The 20,046-nt window shown below is 68.4% G+C and carries 16 protein-coding genes; 12 read left to right on the forward strand and 4 right to left on the reverse strand.

The genetic code is table 11. The features are described from left to right. The 3 genes from B3587_RS06500 to B3587_RS06510 form a co-directional block, all read left to right on the forward strand. The coding region (locus tag B3587_RS06500) for an HAD hydrolase family protein (protein WP_292727313.1) at positions 1-216 on the forward strand (216 nt) is incomplete at its 5' end. Between the two features lie 38 nt (positions 217-254). Then, positions 255-1,088 carry an aldo/keto reductase gene (locus tag B3587_RS06505; protein WP_292727314.1) on the forward strand — a complete coding sequence of 278 codons (834 nt, stop codon included), beginning with the start codon at positions 255-257 and terminating at the stop codon, positions 1,086-1,088. 120 nt (positions 1,089-1,208) lie between these two features. Next, a complete protein-coding gene (locus B3587_RS06510; RefSeq protein ID WP_292727316.1) occupies positions 1,209-1,442 on the forward strand; it encodes a hypothetical protein in 234 nt (77 codons plus the stop codon). 15 nt (positions 1,443-1,457) lie between these two features. Here B3587_RS06510 and B3587_RS06515 read toward each other — a convergent pair whose 3' ends face one another. After that, positions 1,458-2,408 carry a DNA-3-methyladenine glycosylase family protein gene (locus tag B3587_RS06515; RefSeq protein WP_292727318.1) on the reverse strand — a complete coding sequence of 317 codons (951 nt, stop codon included), beginning with the start codon at positions 2,406-2,408 and terminating at the stop codon, positions 1,458-1,460. Between the two features lie 153 nt (positions 2,409-2,561). Beyond that, positions 2,562-3,251, reverse strand: coding sequence for a winged helix-turn-helix domain-containing protein (locus B3587_RS06520; protein ID WP_292727320.1), 690 nt, complete (start codon positions 3,249-3,251; stop codon positions 2,562-2,564). A gap of 363 nt (positions 3,252-3,614) precedes the next feature. Here B3587_RS06520 and B3587_RS06525 point away from each other — a divergent pair, with 363 nt between their 5' ends. The 7 genes from B3587_RS06525 (at position 3,615) to B3587_RS06555 (ending at position 12,815) form a co-directional block, all read left to right on the forward strand. After that, on the forward strand, positions 3,615-3,959 hold the full coding sequence (locus B3587_RS06525) for a hypothetical protein (RefSeq protein ID WP_375237357.1): 345 nt from the start codon (positions 3,615-3,617) through the stop codon (positions 3,957-3,959). A gap of 17 nt (positions 3,960-3,976) precedes the next feature. Continuing rightward, positions 3,977-5,404: a GH1 family beta-glucosidase gene (locus tag B3587_RS06530; RefSeq protein ID WP_292727322.1), complete on the forward strand. Its 1,428-nt coding sequence runs from the start codon at positions 3,977-3,979 to the stop codon at positions 5,402-5,404. A 65-nt stretch (positions 5,405-5,469) separates the two neighbouring features. After that, complete coding sequence (locus tag B3587_RS06535; RefSeq protein ID WP_228177840.1) at positions 5,470-5,763, forward strand: GNAT family N-acetyltransferase; 294 nt, start codon at positions 5,470-5,472, stop codon at positions 5,761-5,763. Positions 5,764-5,948: 185 nt separating this feature from the next. Beyond that, entirely contained in the window at positions 5,949-7,058 is a 1,110-nt protein-coding gene (locus B3587_RS06540) for a LacI family DNA-binding transcriptional regulator (RefSeq protein ID WP_292727324.1), read from the forward strand. Positions 7,059-7,099: 41 nt separating this feature from the next. Next, positions 7,100-8,254, forward strand: coding sequence for an exonuclease SbcCD subunit D (locus B3587_RS06545; RefSeq protein ID WP_292727326.1), 1,155 nt, complete (start codon positions 7,100-7,102; stop codon positions 8,252-8,254). Further along, entirely contained in the window at positions 8,251-11,229 is a 2,979-nt protein-coding gene (locus tag B3587_RS06550) for an AAA family ATPase (protein ID WP_292727328.1), read from the forward strand. The genes B3587_RS06545 and B3587_RS06550 overlap by 4 nt, the downstream gene beginning before the upstream one ends. Positions 11,230-11,288: 59 nt before the next feature. Beyond that, positions 11,289-12,815, forward strand: coding sequence for an MFS transporter (locus tag B3587_RS06555; RefSeq protein ID WP_414683119.1), 1,527 nt, complete (start codon positions 11,289-11,291; stop codon positions 12,813-12,815). Between the two features lie 134 nt (positions 12,816-12,949). On the opposite strand, the gene B3587_RS06560 is transcribed toward B3587_RS06555, so the two are convergent. Continuing rightward, positions 12,950-13,507, reverse strand: a complete 558-nt coding sequence (locus tag B3587_RS06560; protein WP_228177844.1) for a nucleoside phosphorylase — start codon at positions 13,505-13,507, stop codon at positions 12,950-12,952. Between the two features lie 80 nt (positions 13,508-13,587). Between B3587_RS06560 and B3587_RS06565 the strand changes: the two genes are divergently transcribed. After that, complete coding sequence (locus B3587_RS06565) at positions 13,588-14,181, forward strand: hypothetical protein (protein WP_292727330.1); 594 nt, start codon at positions 13,588-13,590, stop codon at positions 14,179-14,181. Between the two features lie 20 nt (positions 14,182-14,201). Here the strand turns inward: B3587_RS06565 and B3587_RS06570 are convergent, their stop codons facing one another. Continuing rightward, complete coding sequence (locus B3587_RS06570; protein ID WP_292727348.1) at positions 14,202-16,274, reverse strand: NAD(+) synthase; 2,073 nt, start codon at positions 16,272-16,274, stop codon at positions 14,202-14,204. Positions 16,275-16,399: 125 nt separating this feature from the next. On the opposite strand from B3587_RS06570, the gene B3587_RS06575 reads away from it, so the two are divergent. Then, positions 16,400-20,044: a TM0106 family RecB-like putative nuclease gene (locus B3587_RS06575; protein ID WP_292727331.1), complete on the forward strand. Its 3,645-nt coding sequence runs from the start codon at positions 16,400-16,402 to the stop codon at positions 20,042-20,044. Positions 20,045-20,046 lie beyond the last annotated feature (2 nt).

Raw genomic sequence — 20,046 nt, forward strand, 5'->3', positions numbered from 1 at the left:
AAGGCGTTGCGTGCGATCCAGAACCTGTTGGATGTCACACCCGAGCAGACCGCCGTGTTCGGGGATTACCTCAATGATCTCGACATGATGGATGCCGCAGATTTCTCCTTTGCGATGGCGAACGCGCATCCGGATGTTGCAGCCGCCGCCCGCTACCGGGCGCCGTCGAACGTCGACCACGGAGTCATTCAGGTCTTGGAGCGCCTTCTGGGCTGACGGCCCCGACCGCGGAAACAGCGGGGGAGGATGGAACCATGATCTCCATACCCACTCTGACCCTGGCTGATGGCACGACGTTCGCCGAACTCGGCTTCGGCACCTATGGACTGCGCGGCACCGACGGCACGGACGCCATCGTCTCGGCCATCCAGGCCGGCTACCGCCTCCTGGACTCGGCCGTGAACTACGAGAACGAGTCCGAGGTGGGCGAGGCCGTGCGCCGCAGCGGCCTGGAGCGCGACGAGCTGATCGTCACGACGAAGATTCCCGGCCGTGACCACGGGTACGACGAGACCCGCCGCAGTGCGCGGGAGTCGCTCGACCGCCTCGGGCTCGATCGCATAGACCTGTACCTCATCCACTGGCCGAACCCCAGCGTCGACAAGTATGTCGACACGTGGCGAGCGATGATCGACCTCCGGACGGAGGGCCTCGTGCGCTCGATTGGCGTGTCGAACTTCACCGAGGCGATGCTCGATCGCTTGCACGCCGAGACGGGCGTCACGCCCGTGGTGAACCAGGTCGAGCTGCACCCCTATTTCCCGCAGGCATCGCTGCGGGCCTATCACGCTGAGCACGGCATCCGCACCGAGAGCTGGAGCCCGCTCGCGCGCCGCAGTGAGCTGCTGAACGAATCCGTGATCACCGACCTCGCGGAGCAGCTGGGCGTTAGCCCCACGCAGGTCGTGCTGCGCTGGCACGTGCAGATCGGGTCCACGCCCATTCCGAAGTCCGGTCACGCGGGTCGCCAGCGCGAGAATGCGGACGTGTTCGGGTTCTCGCTGAGCGACGAGCAGGTCGAGGCCATCTCCGCCCTCGAGCGCGGGCGCCTGTGGGACGGCGACCCGAACACGCACGAGGAGATGTGACGCCGAGCCACCGCGAACACCGGCTGGGCTGTCAAGTCCCTCGCCGGGCGGGCCCCGAAGCGGGAGCCTGACCCGTACCCGCCGCGCAGGCTGCGCGGCTCACGGCGAAAGGAACTCGACATGACTGACAGCGCACGCGATCCCCTGGAAGAGGCCGACACCGTCGAGCAGATCCCGCCGATCGAAGGTGCGGAGTCCACCGTGGACCCGCAGCGTCCGTCCGAGGACGGGTCGGTCGAGGATGCCGCCGTCGACATCGACCCCGACATCCAGCCCGAAACGCAGGGCGAGGACCCGCTTGAGGCGGAGCTGGGCGAGACCGGCCAAGGCGATCTCGCACCCGAAGACGAGTAAGCGCCGCGCCGGGTCTCAGCGCGATCGGTGGTCTTCGGGGTGCAGGCGCGCGCCGCGTCGCGGCTCTCGGGGAGCGCCGGCTCCCAGCAGCCGGATGACGCGCTGCCGGTGACCTGCCCAGGGTGAGAGCAGTTCGAGCATCCCGTCATCGTCGGTGCGTGAGCCGGTGAGGGCATACCCGACCTCGTGCGCGAGGTGATAGTCGCCGACGCTCACGGCATCCGGATCACCGAGCGCCTTGATGCGCGTCTCGGCGGCGGTCCAGGGGCCGATTCCGGGCTGCGAGAGCAGGACACGGTCGATCTGCTCCGAATCGCCTGCGGTCACGATGGCTCGAACGAGGGACTCGCCGCGCGCGGCGACCCGGGCGATGGTGCGCGCCTGTGGTGGTTCGAGCCCAGCTCGGTGCCAGTCCCACGACGGGATGCGCCGCCACCCCTCGATCGTGGGTGGGGCGAACATCGGCCGGGGCGTCGGGCCCGGCGCGGGCGTCCCATGCCAGGTCACCAGCCGCCGCCAGGCCGCGAAGGCCTGCAGCCCCGTGATCTTCTGTTCGAACACCGAGCTCGCGAGCGCATCGAACACCAGGTCGGTGCGGCCGAGCCGCAGCCCGGGGTTGCGATGCGCGAGGTGCGCGATGAGCGGATGCCGGGATGGCTCGAAGCCGGTGGTGTCGTCGCGGGCACCGCACAGGGCGGGGGCTTGGTCGAGTGCCCACTCGGCGCCCTCTCCCCAGGCGGCGATACGCACCGAGCCGTCGGAGGTGGCGCGCAGGGCGAGGGTCGCGACCCCGAGTGGAGTGCGGCTCGCGCGCCAGATGACGGGCCCATCGACCGTGAGGGTCGGATCGTTCGCGCCCCGGCGCTGGAACACCACGGTCGTGCGCAGATCAAGCGGACGCGGCGGCCGGTAGATGGTCTCGATCGCCGCTGCGGAGGCGGTGGGGGCCGGCGCCAGCGAGGTCATGCGATCACGATACGTGTGCCAGCCGACACGCGGGCGGCGACAGACAGTTCGGTCGCGCCGCCATGTGGGTGGGGAGCGCTCAGACCCGCAGCAGGGCGCGACTGAACGGTGGGTTGGTTGGGTGAGATGCGGCCCGACGAAAGGCGCCGCGGCTCAGAAGCGGTCGGGCGACGGGGTGCCGTGGCCGTAGCGGATGACGACGTCGGCGTGACGGTCGAACCGGTAGCCGACGCCGCGCACCGTGCGCACGATGTCTTCGTAGCGGCCGAGCTTCGAGCGCAGGCGGCGCACGTGCACATCGATCGTGCGCTCGCCGGGAACCTCACCGTCATCGTCGCTCTGCCACAGCGAGGTGACGAGCTCGGACCGCTCGATGGTGCGACCCTCGCGCAGCACGAGGTACTGCAGCAGCTCGAACTCGGTGAAGGTGAACGGCGCCGTCTCGCCGTCGATGACGACGCGCTTGCGTGAGATGTCGAAGACGACGCCGCGTGCCGAGCGGTCGGTGTCTTCGGGCTCGGATGCCGCGGTCACCGCAGCGATGGCCGAGGGCTCACGTAGCGCACGGCGCACGACATCGACGTCGCGCCCGCCGGCGCCGCGAGGCGCGAGTGCGACGGTGGCGTAGGTTTCGGCATCCGGAGCGAGCTCGGCCAGCGTCCGTCGGAGCGCGTCGACGAGGACGGGGAGCGAAACGCCGGCGGCGGCTGCCTTGGCCTCATCGAGTCCGACGTAGAGGGCGAAGCCGCGGGGAGTGCGCGTAGACGGCTCGTCGGCAATGGGCGGCACGGCGTGCAGGTGACGGGTGGGAGTGGGGCGGCTAAGAAGAGCGGTGTTCGACATGGGGATGATGGTCCTTGCGGAGGGCCCGGATGTTTCGGGCAAGAGTGTTGCGGTGACCCGGCGGTCGGTGTCGAGCGCGGACTGGATAGGAGCGCTCTGCGAGAGGGCTAGGGGCAGTGCGATCTGGATCGCAGAACGAGCCCCGCTGAGGTGTCGTCAGCGACACATTCGACAACACGTGACTGAGCGGCCGGCCATCATCATGCCGGCAGTTCCGTTCGCCTCCCAGGCGGACAGGACATGCGCGTTGTCAGTCATGCGGCCGATTATGACCGACCGTGTCGAAGTGCGTCAAATCACGGTCATCGCGCCCGACACCCCTGGTTCCTGCCGCGCAATCTGCTCAGTCGGAGAGGATTCGCCTTGCCACTTCTTCAGCCACTCGCTCCGGTCTTCACGGCTACCGGCGAGGTGACGTTCTATCTCCCGCCCGGCACCTGGACGCACCTGCTGACGGGCGAGCGCGTCGCGGGCGGCGCATGGCGGACCGAGGTCCACGGGTTCGACAGTCTGCCGCTGTACGTCCGGCCCGGAGCCGTGCTCCCCTGGGGTGCGCGCGAGGACCGCCCCGACTACGACTATCTCGACGAACTCGCGCTGCGTGTCTTCCCGGGGGGAGCGGGGATTGCTAGCGTCACGGTGACCACCCCCGACGGGCGAGTCGATACCTTCGAGGTCGACCGCGCCGCGGTAACCGAAGAGGAATGATCCAGAGTGAGTGAGCAATGACCGGTTCGCCTGATTACCGTGATTCCGGCCTCGTCTTTCCTGAGGACTTCACGTTCGGTTCGGCGACCGCGTCGTATCAGGTGGAGGGCGCGTTCGACGAGGACGGGCGTGGACCCTCGATCTGGGACAGGTTCAGCAAGACGCCCGGCAAGGTGTGGAACGGTGACACGGGGGATGTGGCGTGCGACCACTACCACCGCTGGGAGAGCGATCTCGACCTCATGGCGGAGTTGGGTCTGGACGCCTATCGGTTCTCGATCGCGTGGCCCCGCATCGTGCCAGCGGGCCGCGGCGCGGTGAACCAGGCGGGGCTCGACTTCTACTCGCGACTCATCGACGGTCTGCTCGCGCGAGGCATCAAGCCGGTAGCGACGCTCTATCACTGGGATCTGCCGCAGCCGCTGGAGGATGCCGGCGGTTGGGCGAACCGCGCGACCGTGGATGCGTTCGAGGAGTACGCGCGGATTGTGGGCGCCGCGTTCGGTGACCGGGTCCACACCTGGACGACGCTGAACGAGCCGTGGTGCTCCGCGTACCTCGGGTACGGCCAGGGCGGTCACGCGCCGGGCAGGCATGAGCCGGCTGCTGCGCTCGCGGCGGTCCACCACCTGAATCTTGCGCACGGCCGGGCGGTGCAGGCGCTGCGGGCGACATCAGCCGGGAACCCGCAGTACTCGGTGACGTTGAACTTCCACGTGCTGCGCGGTCAGGGTGATGGTGCAGCGGAGGCGATGCGCCGCATCGATGCGCTCGCGAACCGCGCGTTCACGGGGCCGATGCTGCGGGGGGAGTACCCGTCCGACCTGCTGGAGGACACGGCATCGGTGACCGACTGGTCGTTCATCCGTGACGGGGATCTTGCCGACATCCATCAGCCGATCGACGTGCTGGGCGTGAACTACTACTCGACCGCGACGGTGCGGATGTGGGACGGGGTCTCTCCGAAACAGCAGAACGATGGTCACAAGGGCGCCGAGGGCGGCACGGCGTGGCCTGGCAGCGACCAGGTCGTGGAGTTCGTGGAGCAGCCCGGCCCGTACACGGCTATGGGGTGGAACATCGCGCCCGAAGGACTCGAGGAACTCCTCGTATCGCTGCACGACCAGTTCCCGGGCCAGGCGCTGATGGTCACCGAGAACGGCGCAGCATTCGACGACACCGTGGCAGCCGACGGTTCGGTCCCCGACCCGGAGCGGCTGGACTATCTGCGCCGGCACTTCACGGCGGCCCACCGTGCCATGGCTCGCGGTGTCGACCTGCGCGGCTACTTCGTCTGGTCCCTGCTCGATAATTTCGAATGGGGGTACGGGTACGCCAAACGCTTCGGTATCGTTCGCGTCGATTTCAACACGCTCGAACGCACCGTCAAAGACAGTGGCAGGTGGTACCAGCAGCTGGTCGCAACCCACCGGATTCCCGCGTAACCCTCAGGCGCGACATCCGCCGCAACGCCGGAGCCGTCTTTCGCGCGCGAGCGTACCCTGGAGGAATGAGCGAGACGCGGTTCACCGACCAGAAGGATGCCTCCCGGTACACCCTGCACGTGGGGGATGACCTGGTCAGCGCGCTCGACTACAACGACGACGGTCGATCCGTCGCGATGACCCGGGCCTTCACGCCGCCGCCGTTTCGCGGCAAGGGCTACGCGGCCGAGATCGTCGCGCGCGCCGTCGCGGAACTAGAGGAGCGCGGCGACCGCGAGATCATCCCGGTCTGCTGGTACGTCGCTGAATGGTTCGACCGGCATCCTGAGCACGCCGGCATCCTCAAAGCTCGCGCCTGAGCACCCGCGTCAGCGGGATGCTGGCGCAGATTGTTGGCGCATACGGTCGTCTCGCCGAGAGGCGGCGACCATATGCGCCATCTTTTTCGACGAACGCGGCAGTATTCGGCAGTTTGCTTGCAACGCCGCGGCGAAGCGTCCGTAACGGGCGCGCTCTAGGATGCTGCGAACGAAGGAGGAACGCCGTGAAGTCGAAGCGCGTAACCCTCGCCGATGTCGCCGCTGCCGCCGGTGTCTCGCGGACGACCGCCTCACTCGTGCTCTCGGATCGAGGCGACGAGCTGCGGATCTCGGAGGCGGCGCAGCAACGCGTGCGTCGCGTGGCCGCCGAACTCGCGTATCGCCCGAACATCCTCTCGTCAGCGTTGCGCCGCGGATCGAGCCGGACGATCGGTTTCGTCTCCGACACGGTGGCGACCTCGCAGCTGGCCGGAGACCTCATCAAGGGTGCCCTCGAACACGCACATCGCAACGGGTACATGCTCTTCATCGGTGAGACCGAAGGTGCCCCCGACGAAGAGCGGCGCCTCGTGCAGGGCATGATCGACCGCCAGGTCGACGGGCTCATCATCGCGTCGATGTTCACGCGTGTGCGTGCGGTGCCCGCGGGAATCGATCCTCGCAGCGTCGTGCTGCTGAACGCGCTCCCCGAAGACAGTGCGGTCGGAACCGTACCCTCGATCGTGCCCGATGAGTACTCCGCGGGGCGCGCGGCGGTCGAAGTGCTCCGTGCCGCGGGGCACTCCCGCATCCACCTCCTCGGTGCCGGTCCCGGGCCCGACGATGTCCCGGTCCAGACCGTCGCGGGGTCCGAGCGACTGCGCGGCATCCTCGACGCCCTGGCAGAAGACGGACTCGAGCCAGCCAGCGCGCGGCTGTGCTCGGTGTGGCTGCCCGAGGACGGATGGGCGGCGGCACGCTCGCTGTTGGAGACCGGCGTGCGCGGTGAGGCCATCATCACGTTCAACGATCGTCTCGCGTTCGGTGCGTATCAGGCGATCCAGGAGGCGGGACTGTCGATCCCGGGCGACTTCTCGATCGTGTCGTTCGACGATCATCAGCTCGCGAGCTGGTTGCGGCCGCGTCTGACGACCTTCGCGCTGCCCCACTACGAGTTGGGGGCGCTCGCGCTGCAGGTGCTGCTGGAAGACGACGCCCCGGACTGGGGGACTGTCCGGCGGGTACCGATGCCGCTGCGCATGCGCGAGTCGGTGGCGGGCCCCGGAGGCGCGCCGACGGGTGCCGGGCGCCGCTCGGCGGCATCCCCATCGCGCGAGGCTGCAGTATCTCCGTGAGCCTCGGACCCGATGTCGGGAGCCCGCCGTAGCGTGAGGGCATGCGCATCCTCCACACCTCCGACTGGCACATCGGGAGGTCGTTCCACGGCCACTCGACGCTGCCAGCGCTGCGGGAGGTGCTCGATGCGCTCACCGACCAGGTTCGAGACAACTCCGTCGATCTCGTGATCGTCGCGGGCGATGTCTTCGACTCATCGACGCCGCCGGCCGAGTGCTACACGCTGCTCACCGACACGCTCTCGGGGCTCGCTGACGCCGGTGCTGCCGTGGTCGTGACCAGCGGCAACCACGATTCGGCGGCCCGCCTGGGATTCCAATCCGGCCTTTTGCGGTCGGGGATTCACGTTCTGACCGACCCGGCGACGCTCGACGCGCCGATCACGCTGACCGACGCGCACGGGCCCGTCCACGTCTACGGCATCCCCTACCTCGAACCGGCACTGCTGCGCCGGACCTGGCCCGGCGAGAAGCTCCGCACGCAGCACGACGCCATCGCTCACGCGATGGGACTCATTCGCGCAGACCGTGCTACGCGGGGTGGTCGCTCGATCGTCGTGTCGCACTGTTTCGCCGCGGGGGTCGATCCCACACCCGGCCTCGAACGAGACATCCAGCAGGGCGGACTCGACGTCGTCCCCCTCGCCGAATTCGAGGGCATCGACTACGTCGCACTCGGACACATCCACGGTCGTCAGCAGCTGGCCCCCGCGGTGCGGTACGCGGGAGCACCGTTGCACTACAGCTTCGGCGAGGCAGACAAGCCGCGCGGCTCCTGGCTTGTCGATCTCTCGGCAACCGGCGAGGCCTCTGTCGCCTGGCTCGATCTGCCGATACCCCGCCGCCTCGTCACAATTCGCGGGACGCTCGATGACCTGTGCTCCGGCGCCGACCACGAGCACGCCGCGAATGCGTGGGTGCGGGCCGAATACACGGATGCGACGCCGCAACGGGATCCGCTGCGCCGCCTGCAAGAGCGCTTCCCCTTCTGCGCCGCCGTCGTGCACGCTCCCGAGAAGCGGCACGACCGCGACGAGCAGACCTACGCGGGCCGCGTCCGGACAGCCCAGACCCACGTCGAACTGATCGATGCGTTCCTTGCCCACGTCCGCGAGGGCGAGGGAGCGAGCGAAGCCGAGGCCGCGCTCATCGCTGACGTGCTCGCCGATCGCGCGGTCGCGGAGGCCCTCGCGTGAGGATCCACAGGGTCCAGATCGAGGGGTTCGGTCCGTTCCGCGAACGGCAGGATGTCGACCTCGACGCACTGGCCCCGTCGGGGGTGTTCGTGATCGCCGGTCGCACCGGAGCGGGCAAGTCCAGCATCCTCGATGCGATCTGCTTCGCCCTCTACGGCACGGTCCCGCGCTATGACGGCGTCGATCGTCGCCTGCGCAGCGATCACTGCGGCCCCGACGATCCGACGCAGGTCACGCTGGAGTTCAGCACCGGAAGTGACCGGTGGCGCATCTCGCGGTCGCCGGACTACGAACGCCCCAAGCGCCGCGGCACCGGCATGACAGTCGTCGCCGCCGACGCGCTGCTGGAGCGGCTGGAGACGGACGCGGATGGCGGCGAGCGGTGGGTAGGTTATGCGGCGGGTCCGCGCGACGTGGGCCACGCGATCGACGAGGTCGTCGGCCTTTCCCACCAGCAGTTCCTGCAGGTGATCCTGCTCGCCCAGAACCGTTTCTCGCAGTTCCTGCTGGCCGGAAACACCGACCGGCAGCGGGTGCTCCGAACGCTGTTCGGCACCCAGATCTACGAGGACTACGAGAAGCGGCTCGACGAACGCCGCCGCGAGTCCGAGCGCGAACAGGAGCGCGACACCGGGCACCTGCAAAGCCTGCAGAGTGACATCGAAACGCTCGCACGAGAGGCCGGATGGCTCGTTCCCGACGAGACGGTCGACCTCGAGCGGCTGGCCGCCCGCGCCGGGTACGACCTGCAAACCCGCGCCGACGCCGTTGACCGGGCCGAGGAGGCTCTCGCCGCCGCGGAGGGCGAGCACGCCCGCGTGCGCCAGTTGCGCGAGCAGCAACAACAGCGCAACGCCGCGCGCGAGCATCTGGCAGCGATCGAGATCGAATCCGAGAGACTCGGGCCGGATCGAGTGCTCCTCGAGAGAGCCCGCGCTGCGGAGCCGCTGCGCGCCGCGATCGAAGAGGCGGGCCGTGCTCACGCCGACGTCGAGGCGACGGGCAAGAGCGAGGCGTCGATACTCGCTGACGCTGTCGCGGGGGTAGACACCGCCCTCACTGTCGACGAGTTGTTCGCCGCGGCTCAGGCTCTTACGGGCGACATCGCGCGATGGCAGGATGCCGAAGATGCCGAGCAGCAGCTCGCTATGTACCGCGCCGATCTGAACCGCGCAACCACCCAAGCGGAGGCGGTTCGGGCGGTTCTTGCGGTGACACGCGACGCGCTCACCGTGGCTGAGCAGGAGCGGGCGCGGCTCGGCGACGAGATCGAAAAACTGTCCATCGCTGCGGCTGGACTCGATGCCGCCCGCGCCGAGAGCGAAGACCTAGCCATGCGCCTGGTCGCCGCGCGAGAGGCTGAAACCGCGGCAGGTGAGCTTGTCGACGCGAGCGCTGACCGGCTCACGGCGTCGCGTGCCGTCGAGGAAGCTGTGGCAGCGTGGGGACAGCTGATGCGTCGGCGCCTGGCCGGGTTCGCCGCGGAGCTTGCCGACGGGCTCACGGATGACGATCCCTGCCCCGTGTGCGGGTCGCTGGATCACCCCGAGCCCGCTCCGAGCAACCACGATCCCGTCACGGATGCCGTCCTCGCGGCCGCCGAAGAGGATCGCGACCGCGCCCTGGCGGCGGATCGCGAGAGCGCCGCACGTCACACCGCGGTCACCGCGCGCGTCGACGCCGCGCGTGCTCGGGCGCGAGGTTCGGTCGACGAACTTCATGCGCGTCAACGCGAGAGCCAGTCCCGGCTCGAGCTCGCCGAGCGCGCAACCGAGGCGCTCGATCGCGCCCGTTGTCTGCGAGGCGAACTCGAGGCACGCGAGAACGAACTGCGGCGAGAGCTGGACGAGGCTGCCGCTCGCCTGACAGAACTCGACACGGCCCGCACCGTACTGGGCGGGCGGATCACGGAGGCCGAGGAAGCCGTCGCTACTGCGCGCGGTCCTTTCCCCAGCGTTCACGCACGGATCGCCGACGCCGAGGCTCGGCGACGAATGGCGCAGTCGCTCGCGGAGGCTCGCCGTGCCCACGAGCTCGCGCTCGAACGGGTACGGGATGCCGATCGCGAGCTCGACGCGGGAGTCGCGGCGTCCTCGTTCCCTGATGCGCCGTCAGCACGTGCCGCGCTGCTCACACCGATGCAGCTCGAAGACCTTTCGTCGCGGCTGAGCGATCACGACGCCGCCAAGCGCATCGCGAAGGAGCGCCTGCTCGAGCTCGAACTGCAGCTCGCCGATGCCCCCGATGACCTCATCGACACTGACGCGTCGCTCCGCGAGGCAACGGCAGCCCGGGAGACGTGGCAGCGTGCCGTCGCCGAACTGGCAGCGGTCCGCGAACGCGTTGCACGTTTCGGCGACGTGCGCGCGGCAATCGAGAGGCTCAACCAGGACGGCGAGCAGCGGCGCGAGCGGCACCGGATGCTCGTCCGTCTGGCCGACACACTCGCCGGGCGCGCCCCGAACACCATGCGCATGACGCTCGAGACGTTCGTGCTCGCCGCCGAACTCGAAGAGATCGTCGCAGCCGCGAACCTGCGCCTCGCCGATATGTCCGACGGGCGCTATCGCCTGGAGCACACCGACGCACTTGCGCGGCGAGGTGCAGCTTCGGGCCTCGGGCTACACGTCCACGACGCGTACACGGGACGATCGCGTCCGCCCCAGTCACTCTCCGGTGGCGAGACCTTCCTTGCCTCACTCGCTCTTGCCCTGGGCCTGGCAGAGGTCGTCACGAGCCGCGCGGGCGGCATCCGGCTTGACACGCTGTTCATCGATGAGGGGTTCGGATCGCTGGATGCCGAGACCCTCGAGCTCGCGCTGCGGACCCTCGACGACCTGCGCTCGGGTGGCCGCACGATCGGCGTCATCAGCCACGTCGAGGCGATGAAAGAGCAGCTGCCGATCGGCATCCTTGTCGAAGCGTCGCCGCACGGCTCAAGGGTGATCACGGAGGCCGCGCCCAGCCTGCTCTGATCGAGATCCTGCTGACCCGAGCGGGCCCTCGCCCCACCCCCCGGGCATACGCTGGCAGAGTGAGTGCGGATTCGACAGCTTCGTCCCAGCCGCGCACCACCGACATCCCCCTCACCAATGCCGCCCGGTGGCGAGCGTTCGCTGTCGCTGCCGGCGTCGCCGCCATCACGATCCTCGACTTATCGAAGGTCAACGTTGCACTGCCTTCGATCGAACAGGCTCTGGGCGCCGGTTCCACCGAGCTTCAGCTGATCGTCTCGGGCTACGTCCTGACCTTCGGTCTGTTCCTGGTTCCCATGGGGCGCCTCGGCGACCAGCGATCGCGTCGTGCACTGTTCCTCGTGGGCCTGATCCTGTTCACGCTCTCGAGCTTCGCGTGCGCGCTGGCCCCAAACATCATCGTGCTCATGGTCTTCCGGCTGTTGCAGGGAGTGGCTGCCGGCATCCAGATGCCGCAGGTGCTCGGCCTGATTCAGCAGATCTTCCAGGGAGCAGAACGCGGGCGTGCGTTCGGTTTGTTCGGAGCAACGATCGGGCTGGCAACGGCATTCGGCCCGACGCTCGGAGGGCTCATGATCGCCCTGGGCGGTCCGGATGACGGCTGGCGCTGGATCTTCTGGATGAACGTTCCGTTGGGAATCGCCGCCATCGCCGCGGCGGTCTGGGTGCTGCCCACCACTCGCGTCCATACCGGGCGCCGCATCGCGCTCGATCCGGTCGGCGTGGTCCTTTTCGGTATCACGGTGCTCGCGTTGATGTGGCCGTTCCTGTTCACCACCGGTTCGCCCGACGATGACCCGCGCCGGTGGTGGCTGCTGACCGTCTTCCTCGTGTTCGCAGCGCTGTTCGTCGCCTGGGAGCGGCGGTACGCTGCCCGCGGGCACGCGCCGCTGATCCCGTTCACACTGTTTCGGATCGCGTCGTACCGCAACGGCACCCTGTTGGCTACCTCGTATTTCGCCGCACTGCCGGCGCTGTTCCTGCTGACCACCCTGTACCTGCAGACGGGGCTCGAGCTCGAGCCGGTTTTCGCCGGTATGGTCACCATCGGCTTCGCGCTTCCCAGCGCGCTGGCCTCGTGGGTCGGCGGCAACCTCGTGACCCGCATTGGCCGCCCGCTGGTCGTCGGTGGACTCATCATGGTCCTGGTGTCGGCGGTCGGTCTCGTGATCGTCGCCGTCTTCGCGAGCCCCGAGCTGACCCCGTGGTTGATGGGAACCGTGATGATCCTCGGAGGCCTCGGTGGTGGGCTGGTGATCTCGCCGAACCAGACCCTCGCCCTCGCGGACGTGCCGGTGTCAGAAGGCGGTCTTGCGGGGTCGGTCGGCCAGCTCGGTCAGCGAATCGGCACGGCTGTCGGGACGGCGGTAGCTCTTGCCCTGTTCTACGCCACGATCTATCGCGAAACCGGCAGCCGAGATTCGCTCGTCGTCTACCACGACGCCTATCTGATCGGGATGTCGTCGGTTGCCGTGTTCATCGCGCTGTCGTTCATCGTGTCGATCGTCGACCTTTCGCGGCGCCGGGCCGCAGCGCGCGATGCCGAATCCGACGAGTCCGACGAGCATCGCGCCGGCCCCACCTGACCCGCCTTTCACGCGAGTTGTCCCTGCTTCAGCCGAGTTGTCCCTGCTTCAGCCGAGTTGTCCCTGCTTCAGCCGAGTTGTCCTTTCTCGCGCCGAGTTGTCCTTCGTTCAGCCGAGTTGTCCAGTCCGGCTAGCTACAGACCGTAGTCGCTGCGCACGCGTTCCAAGAGCAGCACGCTGCAGGCATCCGTCGCCTCGCCCCAGTCGCTGAGGGCACCGTCCTGCGCCCGATCCGAGACCGCCTTGAGAACGCGAATGGGAACGTCGTACTGCTGCGCTACCCACACGTAGGCGTACACCTCCATGTCGACGAGGGTTGCGCCGAGGTCACGGATGCCTGCGGCGACGTCTGCGTCGTCGACGAAGTGGTCGCCGGTAGCGATCGTGTGGCCGCTCCCGCCAAAGGAGAGCATCGCCGGCAGCGATACGTGCTGCCCCACGACGTTGTCGAGGTCGGTGACGTCGTGCTGGATCGCGGCAGTGACTTCGTGCACGGTGGCCTCGACATCCTCGTGGATGGCACCGGCGGTTCCGACAACAACGATCTCGTCGTAGCTGCTGCGTTCGAGGGCGCGGGTCAGTGCATGAGTCGCCTGGAGCTTGCCGGGGCCCGTGACGAGACGGTCGAAACCCGGGAGATCGTCGGGAAAGGCAACGAGCTCGCGGTCGAGGGCAGCAACGAGAAGTCTCATGCCTTCATTTTGCCCGGCGTCGCCAGGTGGAAGCTTTCGTGCTGAGCGGCGAAGATGGAGGCGACGACAGGAGGACGTGAGTGAAGTCTGTGGTGCTGGATACGCCCGACGGGATCGACGTGAGACTCGGCTGGGACCCGTCGATGAGCGAGCACGACCGGAAGCGGGTACTGGCCAAGGAACTCGTCGCCGCCAAGCTCAAGCTCGACCCGAAAGACGTCAGGGTCGAGCGGGAGGCTCCCGCGCAATTCGGGTTCCACACGCAGCTGTTCGCCAGCGTCGATGGAAAGGAGCTCTCGTTGCAGATCCGCAATGCGAGCTTCCGCGCGGCAACCGTCGTGGCGCTGACCGATCGGCCGTACACGATCGGGCTCGACATCCGCGACCTGCATCCCGATGACGCAACGATCCACGAGATGCAGCGTCACTCGCACCTGTTCGATGAGACCAACATCCTGGACCTCATCGACCACTGGACCCGCGTGCAGGCCGTGCGCGAAGCCGACGGTCGCGGGGCACGCGTGGTGCCGGACGTGGTCAAACTCGACGCGACCCGGCAGCGCGGGTGGGTGCCTGATCGCAGGGCGCAGTACACGATCCTCGACCTCTCCCGCGACGGCTTCGTCGTGACGCTTGCCTTCGCTGACGCCGAAGACGCCCGCACGCCGGTGTGACGCTGACCCCGTGAGACGGATCAGGCGTCGGATGCTGGGCTGAGCGCGGCATCCAGCTCGGCGAGCCAGGCCCTGGCGTTGCCATCCGATGGCGCGCGCCAGTCTCCGCGCGGCGAGAGGGACCCCGCCGGAGACACCTTGGGACCGTTCGGGATGGCAGACCGCTTGAACTGTGCGAACCCGAAGAAGCGCTGCAGGAATACCCGCAGCCAGCGCACGACGGTCTCGCGGTCGTACGCGTAGCGCTCATCGAGGGGGAATCCGGGGGGCCACGCGCCGGCGTCAGCATCTCGCCACGCCCGCTCGGCGAGGAAGGCGATCTTCGAGGGACGGATGCCGTAGCGCAGCACGTGGAAGAGGGTGAAGTCGTGCAGCGCGTAGGGTCCGATGCGATCCTGCGTCGATTGGATCTTGCCGTCCTCGTCGGCGGGAACCAGCTCGGGGCTGATCTCGGTGTCGAGCACCGACTGCAGCACGGTGTTCGCTTCGGATGTGAGGGCAGCGGCTCCCTGATCCTCGCCGTGCGCGATGACCCACCGGATGAGGTGCTGAATGAGGGTCTTGGGAACCCCGGTGTTCACGGCGTAGTGGCTCATGTGGTCGCCGACGCCGTAGGTCGCCCAGCCGAGCGCGAGCTCCGACATGTCGGAGGTTCCGATGACGATGCCGCCGTTCTGGTTCGCGAGACGGAACAGCAGATCGGTGCGCACCCCCGCCTGCACGTTCTCGAACGTCACGTCGTAGATCGGCTGGCCCTGGCTGAACGCGTGTCCGATGCTACGGAGGATCTCGGATGCCGTGGCGCGGATGTCGATCGTCTCGATCGAGGCGCCGATCGCTGTCGCCAGGGCTACCGCGTTCGACTTCGTGTGGTCGCTGGTCGCGAAGCCGGGGAGGGTGTACGCCAGGATGTCGGAGCGCGGCCGCCCCATCCTGTCCATTGCCCGTGCGACGACCAGCAGGGCGTGCGTCGAGTCCAGCCCGCCGCTGACGCCGATGACGGGTTTCGGGTCGCCGATCGCCCGCATCCGCTGCACGAGGCCCTCGACCTGGATGTTGAAAGCCTCGTAGCAGTCCTGGGCGAGGCGGGCGGGGTCGTCGGGCACGAACGGGAACCGATCGAGGTGCCGGCGAAGACCGACATCCGTGGCCGGCGGATCCAGGACGAACTCGATAGTGAGGAAGTCCTCTCCTCCGAGCGCGCCGCGGTTGTCGTCGAACGTCCCCTGACGGATCCGGTCTTGCCGCAGCCGATCGAGATCGACATCGGCGATGCTGCGGCGGGGGCCGTCGGGGAACCGTTCGGTCTCGGCCAGCAGGGTGCCGGCCTCGTAGATCATCGTCTGGCCGTCCCACGACACATCGTTGGTCGATTCGCCGAGGCCCGCTGCCGCGTAGACGTATGCGCTCAGGCACCGCAGCGACTGGGATTGCACGAGGATGCGGCGATCGTCGGCGCGCGCAATGGTGATCGGACTTCCCGAGAGGTTCGCGATCACGCTCGCGCCGGCCAGCGCTGCTCGGGACGACGGCGGGACGGGCACCCACATGTCCTCGCACACCTCGACGTGCAGGGTGAGGCCCTCGACATCGCGCGCCTCGAAGAGCAGGTTCGTGCCGATGACGGTCTCGAGCGCGCCGATCCGGATCGCCTCGCCCGACCACGCCTCGCCCGGTGCATACCAGCGCCGCTCGTAGAATTCGCGGTAGGTGGGCAGGTACGCCTTCGGCACGACGCCGAGCACCTCACCACGGTGGATGACGACCGCGCAGTTGTAGAGCCGGTTGCGGTGGTGCAGCGGGGCGCCGACCACGAGCACGGGGAAGAGGTCGACGGATGCTGCCACGATCCGCTCGATCGCGCTGGCCACACCGTCCAAAAGCGCGTCCTGCATGACGAGGTCATCGATGGCGTAGCCCGACAGGCAGAGCTCGGGGAACACGGCGATAGCGACGGCATCCGCATCGCATTCGCGCGCTGCCGCGAGGACCGCTTCGGCGTTCGTGGCGGGGTCGGCTACCGCGACGGGGATCGTGCACGCCGCGACGCGCGCGAACCCGTGACGGTAGGCGCTTTCGAACGGCAGGCTCATGCTCACGCCTCCAGTCTCGCACTTCGCGTGTGCGCACGCGGTCTCGTCGAGGTATCGGCGACAACCGCGCATCCCGGCTGGGTCGTGTCGGATGCCCCGGCTATCGTCGGGAGCGGAAAGGCATCATGCGATACATCGAGAGCGAGCGTCGGTTCGTCTGGAGTGCGAGCGACCTCAAGGCCGCCGCCGAGTGCGAGTTCGCCTGGGTGCGCGCCATCGACGCGAAGCTCGGTCGTATCGACCCGGTCGAGGATCCGGTAGATCTCACCCTGGAACGTGCCGGACGCTTGGGTGGCGTGCACGAACGCCGAACTCTCGAGGCTTACCGCGAACGCTTCGGCGGCGCGGTCGTCGAGATTCCCGAGACCGCCTCCTCGGATGCCGAAGCCCTTGCCCGTGCCGTCGCGCTCACCAACGAAGCACTGCTGTCGGATGACGCGGTCGTGATCTATCAGGCCAGCTTCGCCGACGACGAGTTCGTGGGCTTCGCGGACTTCCTTCTGCGGGATTCGGACGGGCGCTGGATCGTTCAGGACACGAAGCTCGCCCGTCACGCGCGCGTTACCGCCCTCATGCAGCTGGCGGCATACGTCGATCGCCTCGACCAGCTCGGAGTGCCCCGGGCGGACGAGGTCCAGCTGCTGCTCGGCGACGGATCGACCAGCACTCACCGCGTCGACGACCTCCTTCCGGTCTATTCGCTGCGCCGCCAGCGGCTGCGTGCGCTTCTGGAAGACCGGCTCTCGGCATCCGTGCCGATCGCGTGGGATGACCCGCGCGGCGAGCTTGGGGTCCTCGCGTGCGGCAGGTGCCCGACGTGCGAGATCGAGGTCGTCGCGACCCGGGATCTGCTGCTGGTAGCAGGCATCCGTCCCGTCCAGCGCGAGCGGATGCAGGCAGCCGGCATCCGCACAATCGATGATCTGGTCGGCGCGAGCGCGACACCGGCGGGGATGAACCCCGATACCTTCGCGATGCTGCAGACCCAGGCGAGATTGCAGCTGCGAACGGCCGCCGGGGTGGGCGCCTTCGACTCGTCGGCCGCGGTGGATGCCGTACCCGGTGCCCCTGCCGCGCCACAGCCACCGCCGTTCGAGGTCGTCGCACCGGCTGCCCTGGCCGCTCTGCCGAGGCCCGACCACGGTGACCTGTTCTTCGACTTCGAGGGCGACCCGCTCTACACCGAATCGGTCGCTGGCGACGCGAGCGGGCGCGAACAGACGATCTCGTGGGGCTTGGATTATCTATTCGGCTGGGTCGATGACCGCGAACAGTACAACGCGCTGTGGGCCCACTCCTTTGCCGACGAGCGCGCTGCCCTCGAGACCTTTCTCGACATGGTCGCGGTACGCCGGCGGGCCCACCCTGGGATGCACATCTACCACTACGCGCCCTATGAACCCACCCACCTGTTGCAAATGGCCGCGCGGTACGGCGTGCGTGAGGCGGAGGTCGACCGCCTGCTGCGCGACGGCGTCTTCGTTGACCTTTACCCCGTGGTCAGGCGCGCCCTGCGGGTAGGGTCGCGGTCCTATTCGATCAAGAAGCTCGAGCCGCTCTACATGGGCGACGAGGTCCGCACGAGTGACGTGCAGCGCGGCGATGACTCGATCGTGCGTTACGTCGAGGCGCGGGCGCTCGCCGAAGACGGTGACGCGGATGCCGCACAGCTCATCCTCGATGACATCGCCGACTACAACCGCTACGACTGCGTCTCGACCCGGCGCCTGCGTGACTGGCTCGTGGACCGCGCCCGCGAGACGGGTCGGCGCCCGGCAGCGAATCCGGAACCGAGCGAAACCGGCTATGAACCCTCGCCGCAGGCGACGACTCTGCTGCGCCTTGCCGGCGAGACGCCCGATGCTGCCGACGCGCAGGCGCTGCGCCTGGCCGCCGCCGCGATCGACTATTACCCGCGTGAGGCGAAGTCGTTCTGGGCCACTCACTATCTGCGGCTTCGTGAGCCGATGTCTCTCTGGGAAGACACGCGAGACGTCGTCGCCGTGGACCCGGCGCGTTCGCGCATCCGTGAGGACTGGCACAGGCCCGAGGGTTCCCGAGCCGATCGACGCGTCGTCGAGGTGCGGGGTGAGCTCGCTCCCGGCACGCGACTGCGCCCCGGCGCGGATCCCTTCGCGATCTACGAACTGCCCGCGCCCTTCCCGTTCGACGCTTCCCCGCGATGGATCCACGCCGATCATCGGGTCACCGTGATCGAAGAGCTCGAGGACGGCGTGGTCATCGAAGAGCGAGCGGTCGAAGGCTTCACATGGCAGGAGCTGCCGATCGCGTTGACGCCCGCCGCTCCGCCACGCGCCGCAAGCCAGCAGACCGCCATCGACGCGTGGGCGGCTGGGGTCATCGAGGCCCATCCGGATCTCCCGAAGGACCCGGCATCCGACATTCTGCGGCGGCGCCCCGCTCGGTTGCTTGGGAGCGAACCGGTTGCAACCGCTGAGAACTCGGACGACGTCGAGGCGCTCGTCGAGGCCGTGCTGCGGCTCGACCACAGTGCGCTGTCGGTGCAGGGTCCGCCGGGTACCGGAAAGACCTACGTCGGTTCGCACGTGATTCAGCGGCTCGTCACCGATCACGGGTTCCGCGTGGGAGTCGTCGCCCAATCGCACGCGGTGGTCGAGCACATGCTCGGTCGTGTCATTGCGGCGGGGGTGCCCGCTTCCCGCGTCGGCAAGGCGCCGAAGGATGCTGACGCCGAGGTGCCGTTCACAGTGATCCCCAAGAACGGCGTTGCGGCGTTCGCGGCCGAGAACGCTGCAACGGGATTCGTCGTCGGCGGGACGGCGTGGGACTTCAGCCACGAAGGGCGGGTGCCGCGGGGGAGCCTCGACCTGCTCGTGATCGACGAGGCCGGTCAGTTTTCGCTCGCCTCGACGATCGCTGTCGCGCTCGCAGCGCCCCGGCTGCTGCTCATCGGCGACCCCCAGCAGCTTCCGCAGGTGAGTCAGGGGACGCATCCGGAGCCGGTCGACACGTCGGCTCTCGGGTGGATCATGGACGGCGAAGACGTCATCCCGCCGAACTTCGGGCGCTTCCTCGCGGCGTCGCGGCGGATGCATCCGGCGGTCACGGCCCCCGTCTCTGACCTGTCGTACCGTGGCGCGCTGCGCGCTCACCCCAGTACCGCGCTCCGGCGCCTCGAGGGTGTGACAGCCGGCGTCATTCCTCTCCCGGTCCCTCATCACGGCCGGGCTACCCAGTCGCCTGAAGAGGCAGATGCCGTCGTCGCGCTCGTGCGCGATATCGTCGGGCGCTCGTGGACGGATGTCGTTGTTGACGACAGCGACGGCTCGGCAACCAGCGCGACAACCCGGCCGCTGCAGGCTTCCGACATCATCGTCGTGACGCCCTACAACGCGCAGCAGGTTCTCGTGGAGTCAGCGCTCTCGGCCGCACGCTTTCCCGAGGTTCCGGTCGGGACGGTCGACCGCTTTCAGGGCCAGGAGGCGGCTGTCGCGATCGTGTCGCTCGCGGCATCCTCGGGTCGAGACGCGCCTCGAGGGCTGGAGTTCCTGCTGCTGCGCAACCGCCTGAACGTCGCCATCTCGCGGGCGATGCACACCGCCTACATCGTCTACTCGCCGGGGCTGCTCGATGACCTTCCGCGCACGCCCGACGGAGTGGCCCGCCTCAGCGGATTCGCGCGCTTGGTCGGCGCCGTACCCGCCGAGCCGGGCAGAACGACGGATGCCGGTTCGGCGGTCCGTGCGATGAGTGCGGTGGTTCCCGGCGGGGATACCCCCGTCGGCTAGTA

Origin of the sequence: Microbacterium sp. UBA837, assembly GCF_002296025.1 — a bacterium.
Classification (GTDB): domain Bacteria; phylum Actinomycetota; class Actinomycetes; order Actinomycetales; family Microbacteriaceae; genus Microbacterium.